The 15,187-nt window shown below is 41.8% G+C and carries 21 protein-coding genes; 15 read left to right on the top strand and 6 right to left on the bottom strand.

What is annotated here, in order from left to right:
• The first annotated feature begins 143 nt into the window (after positions 1–143).
• The 3 genes from VF06_RS13870 (at position 144) to VF06_RS13860 (ending at position 1,483) form a co-directional block, all read left to right on the top strand.
• Positions 144–695 (top strand): DUF2231 domain-containing protein, encoded by a 552-nt coding sequence (locus VF06_RS13870; RefSeq protein WP_099066814.1) that lies wholly within the window; start codon positions 144–146, stop codon positions 693–695.
• A 166-nt stretch (positions 696–861) separates the two neighbouring features.
• Entirely contained in the window at positions 862–1,278 is a 417-nt protein-coding gene (locus VF06_RS13865; RefSeq protein WP_099066813.1) for a ribosomal maturation YjgA family protein, read from the top strand.
• Positions 1,256–1,483 (top strand): DUF167 domain-containing protein, encoded by a 228-nt coding sequence (locus VF06_RS13860; RefSeq protein WP_099066812.1) that lies wholly within the window; start codon positions 1,256–1,258, stop codon positions 1,481–1,483. Before VF06_RS13865 ends, VF06_RS13860 begins: the two co-directional genes overlap by 23 nt.
• A gap of 114 nt (positions 1,484–1,597) precedes the next feature.
• Here the strand turns inward: VF06_RS13860 and VF06_RS13855 are convergent, their stop codons facing one another.
• Entirely contained in the window at positions 1,598–2,227 is a 630-nt protein-coding gene (locus VF06_RS13855) for a glutathione S-transferase family protein (RefSeq protein WP_099066811.1), read from the bottom strand.
• Between the two features lie 197 nt (positions 2,228–2,424).
• Here VF06_RS13855 and VF06_RS13850 point away from each other — a divergent pair, with 197 nt between their 5' ends.
• The 4 genes from VF06_RS13850 (at position 2,425) to VF06_RS13835 (ending at position 5,420) form a co-directional block, all read left to right on the top strand.
• Positions 2,425–3,102, top strand: a complete 678-nt coding sequence (locus tag VF06_RS13850; protein ID WP_099066810.1) for an SOS response-associated peptidase — start codon at positions 2,425–2,427, stop codon at positions 3,100–3,102.
• A gap of 86 nt (positions 3,103–3,188) precedes the next feature.
• Positions 3,189–3,710 (top strand): photosystem I assembly protein Ycf3, encoded by a 522-nt coding sequence (locus VF06_RS13845; protein WP_099066809.1) that lies wholly within the window; start codon positions 3,189–3,191, stop codon positions 3,708–3,710.
• Between the two features lie 117 nt (positions 3,711–3,827).
• Entirely contained in the window at positions 3,828–4,118 is a 291-nt protein-coding gene (gene gatC, locus VF06_RS13840) for an Asp-tRNA(Asn)/Glu-tRNA(Gln) amidotransferase subunit GatC (protein ID WP_099066808.1), read from the top strand.
• 789 nt (positions 4,119–4,907) lie between these two features.
• Positions 4,908–5,420, top strand: coding sequence for a hypothetical protein (locus VF06_RS13835; RefSeq protein ID WP_099066807.1), 513 nt, complete (start codon positions 4,908–4,910; stop codon positions 5,418–5,420).
• A gap of 105 nt (positions 5,421–5,525) precedes the next feature.
• On the opposite strand, the gene VF06_RS13830 is transcribed toward VF06_RS13835, so the two are convergent.
• Entirely contained in the window at positions 5,526–6,107 is a 582-nt protein-coding gene (locus VF06_RS13830; RefSeq protein ID WP_099066806.1) for a thioredoxin family protein, read from the bottom strand.
• Positions 6,108–6,249: 142 nt separating this feature from the next.
• The gene (locus VF06_RS13825) at positions 6,250–6,465 is read right to left on the bottom strand and encodes a CAB/ELIP/HLIP family chlorophyll-binding protein (RefSeq protein WP_099066805.1); all 216 of its coding nucleotides are present in this window, start codon (positions 6,463–6,465) and stop codon (positions 6,250–6,252) included.
• Between the two features lie 176 nt (positions 6,466–6,641).
• Here VF06_RS13825 and thyX point away from each other — a divergent pair, with 176 nt between their 5' ends.
• The 3 genes from thyX to VF06_RS13810 all read left to right on the top strand — a co-directional run bounded on the left by thyX (position 6,642) and on the right by VF06_RS13810 (position 8,428).
• Positions 6,642–7,364: an FAD-dependent thymidylate synthase gene (thyX, locus tag VF06_RS13820; protein WP_099066804.1), complete on the top strand. Its 723-nt coding sequence runs from the start codon at positions 6,642–6,644 to the stop codon at positions 7,362–7,364.
• A gap of 88 nt (positions 7,365–7,452) precedes the next feature.
• Positions 7,453–7,887: a dUTP diphosphatase gene (gene dut, locus VF06_RS13815; RefSeq protein WP_099066803.1), complete on the top strand. Its 435-nt coding sequence runs from the start codon at positions 7,453–7,455 to the stop codon at positions 7,885–7,887.
• Complete coding sequence (locus tag VF06_RS13810; RefSeq protein WP_099066802.1) at positions 7,868–8,428, top strand: deoxycytidylate deaminase; 561 nt, start codon at positions 7,868–7,870, stop codon at positions 8,426–8,428. Before dut ends, VF06_RS13810 begins: the two co-directional genes overlap by 20 nt.
• Here VF06_RS13810 and VF06_RS13805 read toward each other — a convergent pair.
• On the bottom strand, positions 8,425–9,219 hold the full coding sequence (locus tag VF06_RS13805; protein WP_099066801.1) for a Tab2/Atab2 family RNA-binding protein: 795 nt from the start codon (positions 9,217–9,219) through the stop codon (positions 8,425–8,427). The two genes, VF06_RS13810 and VF06_RS13805, sit on opposite strands and share 4 nt — an antisense overlap.
• Before the next feature lie 23 nt (positions 9,220–9,242).
• Between VF06_RS13805 and VF06_RS40705 the strand changes: the two genes are divergently transcribed.
• Positions 9,243–9,401, top strand: coding sequence for a hypothetical protein (locus VF06_RS40705; RefSeq protein WP_180267748.1), 159 nt, complete (start codon positions 9,243–9,245; stop codon positions 9,399–9,401).
• Here the strand turns inward: VF06_RS40705 and VF06_RS13800 are convergent.
• Complete coding sequence (locus VF06_RS13800; RefSeq protein ID WP_099066800.1) at positions 9,389–9,658, bottom strand: YciI family protein; 270 nt, start codon at positions 9,656–9,658, stop codon at positions 9,389–9,391. The two genes, VF06_RS40705 and VF06_RS13800, sit on opposite strands and share 13 nt — an antisense overlap.
• A 119-nt stretch (positions 9,659–9,777) precedes the next feature.
• Entirely contained in the window at positions 9,778–12,240 is a 2,463-nt protein-coding gene (gene pheT, locus VF06_RS13795; RefSeq protein WP_099066799.1) for a phenylalanine--tRNA ligase subunit beta, read from the bottom strand.
• Between the two features lie 302 nt (positions 12,241–12,542).
• Here pheT and pqqA point away from each other — a divergent pair, with 302 nt between their 5' ends.
• From pqqA to pqqD, 4 genes are all read left to right on the top strand, one after another.
• Entirely contained in the window at positions 12,543–12,734 is a 192-nt protein-coding gene (pqqA, locus tag VF06_RS13790) for a pyrroloquinoline quinone precursor peptide PqqA (RefSeq protein ID WP_099066798.1), read from the top strand.
• Positions 12,735–13,048: 314 nt separating this feature from the next.
• Complete coding sequence (gene pqqB / locus VF06_RS13780; RefSeq protein WP_099072639.1) at positions 13,049–13,948, top strand: pyrroloquinoline quinone biosynthesis protein PqqB; 900 nt, start codon at positions 13,049–13,051, stop codon at positions 13,946–13,948.
• A gap of 21 nt (positions 13,949–13,969) precedes the next feature.
• Complete coding sequence (gene pqqC, locus VF06_RS13775) at positions 13,970–14,689, top strand: pyrroloquinoline-quinone synthase PqqC (RefSeq protein ID WP_099072640.1); 720 nt, start codon at positions 13,970–13,972, stop codon at positions 14,687–14,689.
• A 178-nt stretch (positions 14,690–14,867) separates the two neighbouring features.
• Positions 14,868–15,146 (top strand): pyrroloquinoline quinone biosynthesis peptide chaperone PqqD, encoded by a 279-nt coding sequence (pqqD, locus tag VF06_RS13770; protein WP_099072641.1) that lies wholly within the window; start codon positions 14,868–14,870, stop codon positions 15,144–15,146.
• Positions 15,147–15,187: the final 41 nt, after the last annotated feature.

Below are 15,187 nucleotides of genomic sequence, written 5' to 3'. Positions count from 1 at the left end.
TGCTAATAGAATTCAAAATTCAGAATAATTTTGAAATTTTTGTTTTTCCAATCATTCTGTTAATCCAGCAAAGCGTAACCCATTCTGAATCCTGACTCTTGAATTTTCGCAAAACAGCACTATAAACTGAGGACACTAATATAATGGAAACTACAGAAAGAACCGAAACAAATTCAACACCTTTTCCAAATATTCCACCAGTTATTGAAAGTAACGATAGTGAATATCGTGATACTGGCGTACCTAGCACTGTGGCCATCGCCGGACATCCGTTACATCCCTTGAGTGTAATTTTCCCCATCGCCTTTTTAGCCTTAGCCTTGGGAACTGATTTTGGCTACTGGTTAACTCGTGATTTCTTCTGGGCCAGGGCTTCGTTATGGTTAATCGGACTCGGATTAGTTGGAGGTTTAATTGCAGCCGCCATCGGTCTGAGTGACTTTTTGAAAATCGAACGAGTCCGCAAACGCACCGCTGGTTGGGCCCACTTGATACTTAACGTTTCTATCCTGGTTTTGACACTCTTGAACTTCCTCCTGCGTTGGGGCGACGCCGAAGCCCGAATCCTACCTTGGGGATTGCTTCTATCCTTAATTGTTGGTACATTAACCAGCGCTTCCGGCTGGTTCGGCGCTGAACTTTCCTATCGCCACAAAATCGGTGTAGTCGGTGCGGGTAGTCGGAGATATCCGTAAATGGGGACTGGGGGAGTGGGGGAGTGGGGAGACAAGGGGACACGGAGACACGGGGACAAGGAGAATAACTCCTAACTCCTAACTCCTAACTCCTAACTCCCCACTCCCAATCCCCAATCCCTCCCACAGAGGCTAAAATTTTGCTTAGTCTCTAAGGTTTCAAAAAATGCATCGCAACCAAAACCAAACAAGATATATTCTTCTTTCTATGCTCATCGTTGTACCGATGGGTTTTTTGTTTAAGTATTACACTGGCCCTGGCTATAAGTGGTTTAATGATTACGGAGGAGATATACTTTACGAAATATTTTGGTGTCTGTTTGGATTTTGGTTTTTTAGAAGTCGAGCCGCAGTTATCCAAATTCCAATATGGGTTTTTGTTATCACCTGTATAATAGAATTTTTGCAACTTTGGCATCTGCCACTATTAGACAACATTCGCGCCACCTTCATCGGTAAATTGTTACTTGGTACTACCTTTGTTTGGTGGGATTTTCCTCATTACTTAGTGGGTTGTATTTTAGGTTGGTTGTGGCTACAACAATTACAAAAAATCGGTTATGCAAAAAAAAGTCAAAGTTAAACCTAACTCCAAACAACAAAAAATATTAGAACAACCAGATGAAAGCCTGATTGTATATCTAAAATCGCCCCCAGTTGATGGCAAGGCTAATGAAGAATTAATTAAACTTCTAGCAGAGAAATTTGGTGTAGCTAAATCTGATATTAGAATTAAGTCCGGCTTGTCCTCTCGACAAAAGCTAATTGAAATTCACACGGCTATTTAGTATTAACTATTCTATCTTTAATTGTTCGCTGCTTGGTAAAACTTCATGTAATGTTATATATCACTGGATGCCATCGAAAATCGAGAGGCACAGGCTTCTGAGAAAATAGAATTTTTAAAATTCTATTTCTTTGTGTACATCCTTGATACTGATATATCTGGACTGAGCTTTGACTCTTTCTATCCAAGCTTGGATAGCAGGAAATTGTGTTAAATCAAACCCACCTTCATCAGCTACATGAGTGTAAGCGAACAAGGCAATATCAGCGATGGTATAACGTTCTCCTACTAAAAAAGTATGATAACTCAAGTGTTTTTCCATCAAGTTAAGTGCTGCATAACCTGGTTCGCGTTTCTGCTTTAATGCTTCACTATATTCTTCAGCTTTACCTAAAATAGAAATCCAAAATCTTGAGGTAGCAATAAAAGGTTCAAGGCTGTATTGTTCAAAAAATAACCATTGGAAGACCTGCGCTCGCAAGAAGCGATCGTAGGGTAAAAATTCTGTACCTTCACTCAGGTAAACCAATATAGCATTTGACTCTGCCAAGTATTTTCCTGGCTCAATTTCCAGCACTGGAATCTTGCCGTTGGGATTTTTGCTCAAAAATTCTGGCGTTCGAGTCTCGCCTTTTAAGATGTTAACCTCTACCCTCTCAAAAGGCATACCTAGTTGTGTCAATAAAAGACGTATCTTGTAAGCATTACCAGAAGGTAAAAAATCGTACAAACGCAGTAGTTCCATGTTAAAATACAATAAGCAATTTGTTGGTAACTAAGAGTTCAAAATACATTATCTTACCAAAATATTTTACAAAATCAGGATAATTTCTTTTATATTTAACTTCTGAGTACGAGATAAAATCATCCTTAAAAATAAAAAAAGTATTATTTATTTCTACATTGAGAAGTTTAATTTATGCAGCGATCGAGAATTAAAGTATGTGTGGAAGATTTACTCTAAACCAGCCAGTAGAAGCCTTAGCTAAAATTTTCGATGTTCAGCAACTTCCAGATTTACCAGCTGAATATAACATTGCACCTACGCAAAAAGTAGCAACACTGTTACAAAATCCCGAAAGCAAAAAACGTGAATTTCAGCAGTTGCATTGGGGGTTAATTCCTTCATGGGCAAAAGATCCGGGAATAGGGGCAAAAACCATCAACGCCAGGGCGGAAACAGTTGCTGAAAAACCGGCTTTTCGTTCGGCTTTTAAGCATCGACGCTGTTTAGTGCTAGCTGATGGCTTTTATGAATGGCAACGTCAACAAGGTAAGAAGCAGCCATTTTATTTTCGTCTCCAAGATGGGCAACCCTTTGCTTTTGCGGGTTTATGGGAGAGATGGCAATCCCCTAGCAACGAAGAAATAACTTCTTGTACAATTTTGACAACAGCAGCCAACGAATTACTCCAACCTATTCACGAGCGAATGCCAGTGATTCTAGACCCACAAGATTACGATTTATGGCTAGATTCGCAAGTACAAACGCCCCAAACCCTACAACAGTTATTGCGGTCTTATCCAGCCGCAGCGATGACTGCTTATCCAGTCAGCACCTTAGTAAACAACTCTCGGCATAACAGTCCGGAATGCATCGTGCCAATGAGTGGAGGCTAGGGACTGGGGACTAGGACTGTATACTATGGACTAGAGAAGAGTTTTCCTGACGCCCAGTCCCCAATACCCAGTACCGAGAGACAAATATGCCAAGAACGCAAAAAAACGATAACTTCATTGACAAATCTTTTACAGTGATGGCGGATATCATTCTCAAGATTCTGCCAGCCAACAAAAAAGCTAAAGAAGCCTTTGTTTATTACCGAGATGGCATGTCAGCCCAAGCAGAAGGAGAATATGCCGAAGCACTGGAATACTATGAAGAAGCGTTAACACTAGAGGAAGACCCCAACGATCGCGGCTACATTCTCTACAACATGGGTTTAATCTACGCCAGCAATGGCGACCACGAAAAAGCTTTAGAACTGTACCACCAAGCAATTGAGTTAAACCCACGTATGCCCCAAGCTTTGAACAACATCGCCGTGATTTATCATTACAAAGGCGAAAAAGCCAAAGAAGCTGGGGATAACGACGGTGGCGAAGCACTGTTTGACCAAGCCGCAGACTATTGGATTCGAGCTATTCGTATGGCTCCCAATAACTACATTGAAGCTCAAAACTGGTTGAAGACCACAGGGCGATCGCAAATTGACGTATTCTTCTAGAATTGAGAAAAAGTGAGGAATTAAGAGTTAAAAGTTACGAATTATGGCTAACTCCTAACTCCTAACTCCTAATTCTTCACTCCTAACTCCTAACTCCTAACTCCTAACTAAAAAAATATGATTGACCAAGAACAAGTCCACAAAGTAGCTAATCTTGCTCGCTTAGAGTTGACACCAGAAGAAGAACAACAATTTACTAACCAGTTGGCAAATATTCTTGACTATATTCAACAACTCAACGAACTTGATGTTAGTGATGTACCTCCAACAACGCGGGCAATAGATGTAAGTAATATCACACGAGAAGATGAGTTACAACCCTATTCTGACCGTGAAAGCATCCTCAATGCTGCCCCCGAACAAGAAGGCGAATTTTTCAAAGTACCAAAAATCCTCAATGCTGAATAGTCCAAAGCTATGATGATTTCTGGCTGTTGATGTCCTAAAAAAACGTTGATTTTGCCAAAATCGCTGTAATTCAGTATTTATACTGAAAGTAACGGTATACAAAAAATATCTAAATAAATTTATAGAGTTATGAAATTATTTTTCATCAACAATTAGGTGTTTCTTTTTGTCACCTAATTTTTGAAGATTAATAACTTTGTGGCTCTATATCAATTTGGATTTGGATGAGCCAATGTGTTCGTTTGGCTATTAATTAGGATAAACTAGCTTTTGAATACACCAGAAGTTCATCAGCGAGTTAATTTGCAGCTGCTGAATTCTTTCCTAGCGTCCTACGATTTTTCTTGTATGAAACTTACATCTAATGTAAGTTGGCATAATAAAACCAAACTATGTCAAGAAAAATTATAAAGCTAAGACCCTCTTCTCTCCTGCCTCCTGCCTCCTGCCTTCTGCTTTATCTTAATGATAAATATTCACACCGACCTACTTACGGTCAGTCCCCACAAGAAGGTTTTTTTGCATCTATTTAAAGACTCCCACTGTTTTGGGTCTATAGCTTTAGAATATTTACAAGCTTTAATTACAAATTAGCTCTTTCTAGAAAAACTGCTGTTTTTGCTGTCTGGGTTTGCATCGTACTTGTTTCTATCCTAATTTGTGTAGCTTAACCAACCAGCGAATTCAGTTAATATTAAACCTGTTTTACTATTTAGTTTCTTACCCCGACCATTAGACTCCTAGTGTTCATTTCATTTTGTTTAGTAGCTTTTAGCCCTTATCGCTCCCATGCTGACCCATCACCGCAAGCCCGTGTGCTTATCAATTATTTCTACTGACCTACCAATTTGGTCTGTTGTTGAAACTGCCGGGACATTGTATCAAAAAGACACTGACCGGTTTCATTTACTACTAACTGCACCGCCCCTAATTACTTGCGAAGTAGAAAGTGTCCTCAGTTCAGAAGACACTTCTCCTCAAAGTAAAAATAAAGCTTATGCTCCTAGCAGTCCCAGAATTTTGTGGTTGGAAATTTCCCCTTATCGGGTAATTATGACTATGCAAGGTAACGCCCAAGTGAGTTATCGTCACTTTTGGGAACAGGGTGTTTATGGTATTAGTCGTTATTGGTTGCCAACTGAGTCCTTGCAATCTAAAGATCCAATTCGTTTACGAAACTTTACTACGAGCCTAGCTCTCAATGCACATCCTTTACCAGAACATTTGCGACTGGAATATGAATTGTGGGCAGACAAAATCCAACTAGGACGCTACATTCTGAATTTGGAAATTAAACATTGATATCTGGGGAGATCGGGAGATGGGGAGATGGGGAGATTGTAATAGAATTTCACCCCACTACTCCTAACTCCTAACTCCTAATTTCCTGCTTGGCCGATGCTCATTTCAACCAAAATAACTCGGTTGATTTCCAGGTTTCCATTTAATGTTGCAACCAACACTCGGTTTTTGGTCAGTGGTAACAGGTTTATCTGCTAAGACTGCTTCAATGGCTGCACGTAAATCTGCACCCGTTACGGGTTTACCATTACTAGGACGACTATCATCTAATTGTCCCCGATAAACAAGTCGGCGCGAGGCATCAAATAGAAAAAAGTCTGGCGTACAAGCTGCTGTGTAAGCTTTTGCCGTTTCTTGGCTCTCATCGTAGCATAAGGTAAAGGTCAATCCTTGTTCTGTGGCAAATGCTTTTAATGAGTCTGGTGCATCATCTGGATAATTCTTGGCATCGTTAGCGCTGATGGCAACGATCGCTAAATCACTCGTAAAATAATCTTTGCCTAACTGCGCTAATTCTTGCTGCACGTGCTTGACAAATGGGCAATGCCGACAAAGGAAAATTACCAAGAGCGCTTTTTTGTCTGCAAATGTAGAAAGTGAAGTTGCCTTGCCAGATACAACTTCCGGTAGATTAAAATCTGGTGCTTTGGTGCCTAGTGGCAACATTGTTGAAGCTGTTAAAGCCATAATTCACCTGATATTTTTACCCCGATGGAAGCTTTTGCTATCAGTATCTTTTCAAGATATCACTAAATATTGAACAAATCTGAGAGACGAGATATTTCCCGCTTCTCAGATTTATTGAAGATTATTTTATGTAACTGAGTAATTACAGGCTGGTCAAAAAACCCACTATTCCATGTCCTGTAAATACTTCTAATGCTATTAGAGAAACAAAACCAATCATTGCTAAACGACCGTTGAGCAGTTCTGCATAAGGTGTGAAGCCAGTGCGATCGCCTTGCTCGTCTACATAAACTTTTGGCTCTAGGGCAAAGTTGTTTAGTTTGCCTTGATCGTCAACTATAGCAGTACTTGTACGCATGTGATTATCCCCTGTTATTTCTTATGTAAAGAAGTGTAACAAGTTTATTAATATTTGTAAAGTATATTCATCTGTCCAAGGCAGAGATATGATTATGGATTGAGTTCAAAGCCGTGTGTTTAACCGTCATAGGCTTTGTTCTTTGTTCTGATGTTCTCTCAATCACTAATCCACTAATGCATCGATTTCGAGTAGAGGTTATTGCCAAAACCCCAAACCCGCAGCAGGTAATCTATGCCGCGATGCACCAAGACTATACCGATGGGTTCGTGTTTGACGAGCGCGATTCATGGCCTTCGGAGTCACAAAGCGGCGAAATTATTGTCAAGCGACTTTTGGCGGGAGAAAGAGGACATTATGGCCCTCTAGAGCATCCCCAGATTATTTTCAACTGTGGTTACTTTCCCCACAGTGTCATGCAACAGGCGCGTACTCACAGAGTAGGAGTTTCATTTGATGTCCAGTCTTTTAGATATACAGGCAACCAATTTATTGACGTAGTAGAAGGCAAGAAGGACATAGAAGATGTTATTTATCTGCGTCCCGTTGGTTACTACACTGATAGACAAGGTAAGAAATATTACTATACACCAGAACAACGTGCTGCCGATTTAGAGTGGTGCTTAGAAGCGGCTAAACGATATAAAGCTGATTTTGAAGGTGGAATGTCTGAAGAACACGCCAGAGGTAAAGTACCTTTTGACTATCGTCAGCATTTTGTGGTTAGTTTCAATTTAAGGTCTTTCTTGCATTTTTGTGATTTGAGAAACAAGAAAGACGCTCAACTGGAAATTCAAAAATTGTGCGAACTGATGTGGCCTCACTTTGCTTCTTGGGCACCTGCTATTGCTCAATGGTATGAAAAGCAGCGTTTAGGCAAAGCAAGGTTAGCACCTTGATGAATAAGTTGAGATAGCAAACAGCATAGGGCACGCCTTCTAAAAATCACTAATTTTATACTTAATAAATTTGCTCATTTAATCTTGTATGGACTACGTATTGAAAGTTAAACTTCTCTCAAAGAACTCCCACACACCTGCTTATGCTCATGAAGGAGATGCTGGACTAGATTTATTTTCCAGTGTTGAAACTCAGATTCAGCCTGGTGAAAGTGCGTTAGTTCCAACAGGCATTTGCATTCAGCTACCTCCAAACACTGAAGCTCAGATTAGACCCCGCAGTGGTTTGGCTCTAAAACATCAGATAACGGTTCTTAATTCACCCGGAACTATTGATGAAGGTTATCGAGGAGAGATCGGTGTAATTTTAATTAATCATGGTCGTACTACCTTTAAAGTTGATGTTGGAATGAAGATAGCTCAAATGGTAATTCAACCTGTAATTACAGTAAAAGTTGAGGCCAGCGAAGAACTGAGTACGACTACTAGAGGAGGAAAGGGTTTTGGTTCAACAGGCTTATAACAGGCCATCTTGGGATGAATATTTCTTAATGCTGGCAAAACTAGCAGCAACTAGATCGACTTGCTTAGCCTTTCCCGTAGGTGCTGTTATTGTTAAGAGTAAGCAAGTCTTAGCTACTGGGTACAATGGCCCGCCTTCAGGCTCCAGCCATTGTATATCCCAAGGTTTTTGTTATTCAGAACTGGCTAGTTGTGATGCTAGTAAGGATTTACCATCTAGGGCGGTTCATGCTGAAGCTAACGCAATTGCTCAGGCTGCTAAGCACGGCATAGCAACCAACGGAGCGAGCATTTACGTAACTTTAGAACCGTGTCTTTCTTGCTTGAAACTGATTATTTCGGCAGGAATTAAAGAAGTATATTATGAAACACCTTTTGTTGGTAGGGCAAACGCTCGCGTTAGAGATATTTTTCTTGAAGAAGGGCTGATTCAAATTAAACAAATTCACCTATCTCAAGAAATTGCAGAAAAAGCTTCCTTATCTCTTTTAAGACCAACATCTATTTTAGATACAGCTAGTAGAAAAAAGGTAGAGAACTAATCTTCTGTTCGCAATAACCAAAAGCCGCTATAAGTCATTCCAGAATCATCGGGTTGGACTAACAAAAAATGTAATCCTTGGCTTTGTTGTTTTCGTTGTTCGTATGTTTGAGCTGCTGTGGTAACTTCTGAATCTTCAAAAGTGGCAACAATCCATCTATCTACTAAGCCTGCTTCTAAAACTAAGCCATCTGGTGGGCCAGAAATGTAGTTTAATGCTACGGGACGGGCTTGCTGTAGCCACCGCGCCAACTGTATCGATCGCCTTCCACCATAAATTACCACACCAGCAACAGCGATGGTTGATGCTAAACCTAAATTAATTGGTTTGAGATATTCTGGAATGTGCAAAATCGGAATTGGGCGTTGTGCAAACACATCCACTAGTTCCCCGGCTGGAAGTGTCGCAAAACGCCATTGTTCTCCCCAGAGATTCTCTGGTAGTGGTGCAGGTGGTGGTTTATCTAACACTGAAGGATATTGCTTTTCCTGTAACCATTGTTTGAGTGCTAAAGTGCGGCGAGTAGGTTCGACTTTAATACCTAAACTGCGTCCAGCCGTCTCAATTAAATTGAGAGATTGAGGACGAAACACCTCAATTAAATCCGGCAATTCTTCACCAGCTGCTTGCTGAAATTGAGTTGCAACCCAATTAGAATTGACTGCTGATTGGAGACAAGTAGCTTCATATTCAAAACTACGAGTTGCATCACAAATCAACAATTCCCATAAAACTTTTCCAGATGCATCTGGTGATGGACGACGATAAAAATCAGCCTGCCAGGTTTTCATATTTTAGGTATGGGATATGGGGCATGGGGCATGTGGGATTGGGCATTGGGAAACAGGAGGTAAAAAATTGGAGTTTTAGGCTTATTGACGAAGCTCTAATATTCATCAACAAAGTTCTGAGGTTCATCGACAAACCTCCAATATTCGTTTCCAATGCCCCATGCCCAATTCAAACAACCTGAATCCACTCTTTGACGGAATATTCTGTCCAGATGCCGTTTTTCCAATAAGGATCGTTTTCAATCAAGTCGCGGACAGTGGCTTCGTCTTCGGCTTCGTAAATTCCAAAAATTTTTGTGACATCTTTGGTGGGGCCAATGGTAATCAGTATGCCGGATTCTTTCTGTTTTGCTAATCCGTCTAAATGAGCTTGGCGGTAAGGAACGCGTTTTTCAAGAACGTCTTCGCAGTAAGTTCCCCAGAGTACGTATTTAGGCATATTGAATTTTAGATTTTGGATTTTGGATTTTGGATTTTGGATTTTGGATTTTGAATTTTGGAGTCAGTGTTTTGGGGAGTGAGGAATTATATTAACTCCTAACTCCTAACTCCTAACTCTTAACTCCTAAGGTTAACGCCGAATTTTTCCACTAAGGCTTCGCGGACTTTATTGTGTACTGGTTCCACTTCGGCTTCGGTGAGGGTGCGATCGCTTGCCCGATAAATTAGGCGGAATGCTAGACTCCGCTGGCCTTGGGGGACGTTTTCGCCACGATATTCGTCAAACAATTCCACTGATTCGAGTAAATCTTTGCCAGCTTTGGTAATTGCTTTTTGCAGTTCCCCCACTGAGACTTTTACGGGTGCGAAAAAGGCAATGTCGCGATCGCTTGCTGGGTAGGTGGAATAGGGGCGAAATTTGGGAATGAAGGTTTCGTCTTCCTCTAGGGAATTTAAAAGTGCATCTAAATTTAATTGGAAGACATAGACTGAATCTGGTAAGCCTTTTTCTCGCCGCAGTTGCGGGTGAATTTGTCCAAAAATTCCCAGCCTATTACCTCTAATCCATAAAGAAGCGGTGCGTCCCGGATGCAAGCGTTCGTCTCGGCAGTCTGGTTGATATTCTACTTGCAAGCCGATTTGACGAAATACACTTTCTAAAATTCCTTTGGCTTCAAACCATGTTAAGGGTTGTTCGCGACCGCCTTTTGACCATTTGCCAATGAAAATGTCGCCTCCCATAATCCCAGCCAAGACTTCTGTTTCTTGCAAACCGTCTTCTTCTTGCCAGAAAATCTGCCCGATTTCAAAGCCGTTGAGGGCCCCGTTACCCTGCTCGATATTATATTGAAAAGCGTCAATTAACCCAGAGATTAAATCGGTTCGCAAAGCTGAATATTCAACAAACAATGGATTTGTTAATACTATTTGTCTGTCTTCTCCTGGTTTAACTAAAGAATAATGAATTAATTCTGTTAAACCTTCTGCCCTCAAGAAAGATCGTAATTTGCGAATCAATTCTTGGTCTAAAGGCAGATAACCCGCTTCGGCTTTTTCTGGTAGGGTATCGCAAAATCTGTTGTAACCATACAAACGGGCGATTTCTTCAATTAAATCAATTTCCCGTTCTAAGTCGCGGTAACGATAGGGTGGAACTGAAACAGACCATGTAGGTTGCAGTGTATTATCTTGTCCTAAAACATTACCCAAAGCAGTTAACTTACAGCCTAAAGCAGTCAAAATCCTTTCAACGTCTTGTTCTTGGAGTTCTGCTGTTTCTTCTCCCAAATCGATTGGCCCTAGTACCTGATTCACTCTTTCTAAACGCAGAGTAATGGAACGACTCCAGGTAGATGGGTCGGGGCGGGTGTCGGCAATTTCTTGGTGAGTAATAACTCCATTAGCTAATTCGCTAATTAACGACAAAGCGCGACGATTTGCGACTTCTAATTCAGCGCGGTTAACTCCTCGTTCGTATCTTCCAGAAGCTTCACTTCTTAAGCCCACACTGCGAGAAGAACGGCGAATGGCCACGGAATCAAATAAAGCGGCTTCTAAAACTAAGCTTTCGGTAGCTTCATAGACTTCGGTTTCTTCTCCACCCATAACTCCGGCTAGGGCGACGGGTTTGTCGTTGGCGGTAATTAATAAATTTTGGGATGCTAAAGTGCGAGTTTGTCCGTCCAGGGTTTTCAGGGATTCTCCAGCAGTGGCGAAGCGGACACCGATGGTTAAACTTTCGCTACTGGCAACTGATTTTAAGCGATCGCCATCAAAGGCGTGCAGTGGTTGTCCCCATTCCAACAATACGTAGTTAGTAATGTCCACCACATTATTTATCGGGCGTACTCCCGCAGCCCGCAAACGCTGTTGCAACCAATCAGGAGATGGCGCAATTTTAATTTGTTCAATGACTGTACCAATGTAAGCAGGGCAAGCTTGGGTATCGGCAATTTTTAAAGCTAAATTTCCTGTATTTTTAGTAATTGGTACTTCACTCGGTAGGGGAATGCTCAATTTTCCACCAGTCAAAGCTGCTACTTCTCTGGCTACACCCACCATACTCAAGGCATCAGCCCGATTAGCGGTTGCCGTGAGGTCTAAAATAACATCATCTAAACCCAACAACGGACGCACATCGCTACCCAAGGTTAATTTTTCTTGGGGAAAAATATGAATTCCGTCTACATCGGTGGGCAAACCGAGTTCTTTTAAAGAACAAATCATGCCCTGAGAAGGGACACCACGCAGTTTTGCAGGTTTAATTTTTAAATCAATATTGGGTAAGTAAGTTCCCGTAGTTGCCACAGGCACATAGATATCTGCCTTGACATTAGCAGCGCCACAGACAATATTTAAAGTCTCATCTGCGCCAATATCCACTTGACAAACACTTAATTTATCAGCGTTGGGGTGTGGTTGACGCTCAAGCACTCTCCCCACAACTACGCCATTTGCCCAAGTGCGGCGGTCTTCAATATCTTCTACTTCAAACCCCGCCATTGTCAGAGTTTCGGCTAATTCTTCTGGACTAAGTTTTATCTCTACTAGTTCGCGCAGCCAGTTTAAAGAAATACGCATGGAGTGTGCTGGTTTTAGGAATCGTCTTTTGCTCTCATTTTAGAGTGTCTTTTCGCTCGCGATCGCTATTCACTCCGCAAGTTATAGCCTTTCTCTTGAACAATCGTACTATGTTGCACTGACATAACAATCCCAGGATAAAAATTAATAAAATAACAGTAAAAATACTGTGTGCTTCTCATGTAGCACGGTTTAGCCTATAGCAAACAGATTTTGAGCCAGCAAATTAAGACAAATAGTAAGTAAAATTACTACAATTAATTGCAGGCCAAATGAAAAGTTGATTTCAATAGGTGTTCCTTATGATTCGCGAAATTAACGATCGCTCTATGCAAGAGCAAGACAACAATGGCTCACAATTAAGTGAGGATGTCTCCACTAGAACTTCATTTCTTCCTCCAAATATTAAGTCAGCAATTGATTGGGAAAAACCAGATTTTGACGAACTGGACTTGTGTATGGAAATTACGACATATATCCTCAATGGGCAATAAAAGGGAACTCTTAACATAAAGTTTCCTACCACTTGATGGTTGTGGGGTCAATACGGTTCGGATAAGCAGTATGAACTTACCTTGTGGTCTGGGAAAAGGTTAATGGTTCGACAAGCTCACCAACCGGGGTAAGGAGATTTGGATGTATTTGAAACCTTTCCCCTTTCCCCTTTCCCCTTTCCCCTTTCCCCTTTCCCCTTTCCCCTTTTCCCAAACCGTATTGGTCTGTTACTCCCCCAAAGCAAGGAACAGTCAACAAAAAACTATTCCCTATTCCCTTCTTTGATAAAAACCTCTACCTGCTTTTTGTTTTTATGTTTATAAAAATTCTCGGTACTGCCGCAGGTGGCGGTTTTCCTCAATGGAATTGCAACTGTCCCAATTGCCAAGCAGTCCGCACAAGTCGTGCAGGTGTCAATTGGCTCAACCAGTCATCAATTGCAGTGAGAAAAAATAATCAGCCTTGGTTTTTAGTCAATGCCTCTCCGGATATACGTCCGCAGTTAGAGAGATTGCGGCAAGGACAACCGTCTACAATTCGGTCAAGTCCCATCGCTGGCGTTCTATTAACTGATGCAGAGATTGACCATACCACTGGGCTGGTTATCCTCAGAGAATCTACGGAAAAACTGCGTGTCTACGGTACTGAAACAGTACGTATGGCTTTGACAGAGGGTTATCCCCTGCTGTCTACCTTAGCAAGCTATTGTGGTGTGGAATGGTCTGTACTCGAACCTCACGTACCTATCAACCTGGGTGGTGCAGATGGTTTGGAGGTGGAGGTATTTCCACTAGGAGCCAAACCACCAAAATATATGCGTCACAAAGCAAATTTAGATGGAGTTTGGGTTATTGGTTTAACATTTCGCGATCGCACCACTGGCAAAGTTGCTACTTATGCTCCTGGTTTAGCCGAACTTGACGAAAAAATCCTAGAACGGTTTGAATCAAGTGACTGCATTTTAGTAGATGGCACTTGCTGGCAAAATGACGAGTTATTGGCTTTAGGAATATCAAAACTTCAAGCCCGCGATATGGGACACTTACCCCTGAACATTAGTTTAAAAAGCCTTGCTAATTTGAGCCGTCCTCGGAAAATTCTCCTTCACATCAACAACACAAACCCAATCCTGTTACCTGATTCAGAAGAACGCAAAATTGTAGAAGCCGCAGGAGTAGAAGTTGGTTACGATGGCTTGACCATCGAGTTGTAATTTTGAGGTGCAATAAAAAGCGTGTTGGAATTAGTTAAAGAACCTCTCCCTTGGACTCAGACAGAACTAGAGGCGGTATTGCGATCGCAACATCACCGCTATCATCATCTGCATCCATTCCATGCAAGGATGAACAGCGGTGATTTAACGCCAACAGAAGTCCGACGCTGGGTAGCAAATAGATTTTACTATCAAAAAAGTATTCCCTTAAAAGATGCTGCCATTTTATCAAATTGCCCCGATTTAGAAGTGCGGCGGCAATGGATTCAACGCATCATCGACCATGACGGTCAAGGCGAAGACGAAGGTGGCATCGAAGCATGGTTAAAACTTGGTAAAGCTGTAGGTTTATCTCGTCAAGAACTCTTAGAAGACAAGCACGTACTACCAGGAGTTCAGTATGCTGTGGATGCCTACGTTAACTTTTGTCGCACTCGACCTTGGATTGAGGCGGTGGCTGCATCCCTAACCGAACTCTTTGGCCCGGATGCAATTCGAGTCCGCTTAGCTGCATTAGAACAGCATTACCCCTGGATCGATCCTGCTGGATTTGACTACTTCCGGGCGCGTCTTTACCAAGCCCCCAGAGATGCCCAATATGCCCTCAAGCTAGTCCTCAAACACTGTCGTACTCGTGAATCTCAGGAAAAAGCAATACAAGCTTTAGTATTCAAGTGCAATTTATTGTGGAGCCAGTTAGAGGCCATTGAACGGGGGGATAGTAGGCCTCAAGAGAGGTAGGGGGATGGGGGGGATGGGGGAGACAAGGGAGACAAGGGAGACAAGGAGAGAAGTCTGAGCGGAGGTTTCCGACCATCAGAACTTCGGAGAGAAAGATTGCTACCTTGTCTACCTTGTCTACCTTGTCCACCTTGTCCTCTTCCCATCCCCAATGCCCAAAACATTAATTAGGAATTAAATGAGTACTATAGACAATCATGCCCGACCGCGTTTAGTTCGTGGTGTGCGTTTACGCTGGGATGATGTGAGAAAACAGCATTGGCTCCTAGTTCCGGAGGGGGCACTACAATTAAATTCCACAGCGGCGGCAATTCTAGCACTTTGTAATGGTGAGCGGACTCTGAGTGCGATCGCAACAGAGTTGGAGAAACACTACCAAGGCGAAAATCTCATAGAGGATGTGCGCCATCTGCTCTCTCGAATTAGTCAACGAGGATTATTAATTATAGAAATGTAGAGATGTTGCAATACAACGTCTTTCTACAACGATTTTGCAAT

Source organism: Nostoc linckia z4, assembly GCF_002608075.1.
In the GTDB taxonomy this organism is placed as follows: Bacteria; Cyanobacteriota; Cyanobacteriia; order Cyanobacteriales; family Nostocaceae; genus Nostoc; species Nostoc linckia.
This window is presented reverse-complemented; position numbering and strand designations above follow the sequence as displayed.

What these genes read in the sequence shown, in the direction of transcription:
- pqqD (WP_099072641.1), top strand. Translation starts at nt 14,868, where the DNA reads ATGAGTACTATAGACAATCATGCCCGACCGCGTTTAGTTCGTGGTGTG.
- VF06_RS13870 (WP_099066814.1), top strand. Translation starts at nt 144, where the DNA reads ATGGAAACTACAGAAAGAACCGAAACAAATTCAACACCTTTTCCAAAT.
- VF06_RS13850 (WP_099066810.1), top strand. Translation starts at nt 2,425, where the DNA reads ATGTGTGGAAGATTTACTCTAAACCAGCCAGTAGAAGCCTTAGCTAAA.
- VF06_RS13805 (WP_099066801.1), bottom strand. Translation starts at nt 9,219, where the DNA reads ATGAAAACCTGGCAGGCTGATTTTTATCGTCGTCCATCACCAGATGCA.
- VF06_RS13860 (WP_099066812.1), top strand. Translation starts at nt 1,256, where the DNA reads ATGCAAAAAAAAGTCAAAGTTAAACCTAACTCCAAACAACAAAAAATA.
- dut (WP_099066803.1), top strand. Translation starts at nt 7,453, where the DNA reads ATGGACTACGTATTGAAAGTTAAACTTCTCTCAAAGAACTCCCACACA.
- pqqB (WP_099072639.1), top strand. Translation starts at nt 13,049, where the DNA reads ATGTTTATAAAAATTCTCGGTACTGCCGCAGGTGGCGGTTTTCCTCAA.
- pheT (WP_099066799.1), bottom strand. Translation starts at nt 12,240, where the DNA reads ATGCGTATTTCTTTAAACTGGCTGCGCGAACTAGTAGAGATAAAACTT.
- VF06_RS13855 (WP_099066811.1), bottom strand. Translation starts at nt 2,227, where the DNA reads ATGGAACTACTGCGTTTGTACGATTTTTTACCTTCTGGTAATGCTTAC.
- pqqA (WP_099066798.1), top strand. Translation starts at nt 12,543, where the DNA reads ATGATTCGCGAAATTAACGATCGCTCTATGCAAGAGCAAGACAACAAT.
- VF06_RS13825 (WP_099066805.1), bottom strand. Translation starts at nt 6,465, where the DNA reads ATGCGTACAAGTACTGCTATAGTTGACGATCAAGGCAAACTAAACAAC.
- VF06_RS13835 (WP_099066807.1), top strand. Translation starts at nt 4,908, where the DNA reads ATGCTGACCCATCACCGCAAGCCCGTGTGCTTATCAATTATTTCTACT.
- VF06_RS13800 (WP_099066800.1), bottom strand. Translation starts at nt 9,658, where the DNA reads ATGCCTAAATACGTACTCTGGGGAACTTACTGCGAAGACGTTCTTGAA.
- VF06_RS13830 (WP_099066806.1), bottom strand. Translation starts at nt 6,107, where the DNA reads ATGGCTTTAACAGCTTCAACAATGTTGCCACTAGGCACCAAAGCACCA.
- VF06_RS13845 (WP_099066809.1), top strand. Translation starts at nt 3,189, where the DNA reads ATGCCAAGAACGCAAAAAAACGATAACTTCATTGACAAATCTTTTACA.
- VF06_RS13865 (WP_099066813.1), top strand. Translation starts at nt 862, where the DNA reads ATGCATCGCAACCAAAACCAAACAAGATATATTCTTCTTTCTATGCTC.
- gatC (WP_099066808.1), top strand. Translation starts at nt 3,828, where the DNA reads ATGATTGACCAAGAACAAGTCCACAAAGTAGCTAATCTTGCTCGCTTA.
- thyX (WP_099066804.1), top strand. Translation starts at nt 6,642, where the DNA reads ATGCATCGATTTCGAGTAGAGGTTATTGCCAAAACCCCAAACCCGCAG.
- VF06_RS40705 (WP_180267748.1), top strand. Translation starts at nt 9,243, where the DNA reads ATGGGGCATGTGGGATTGGGCATTGGGAAACAGGAGGTAAAAAATTGG.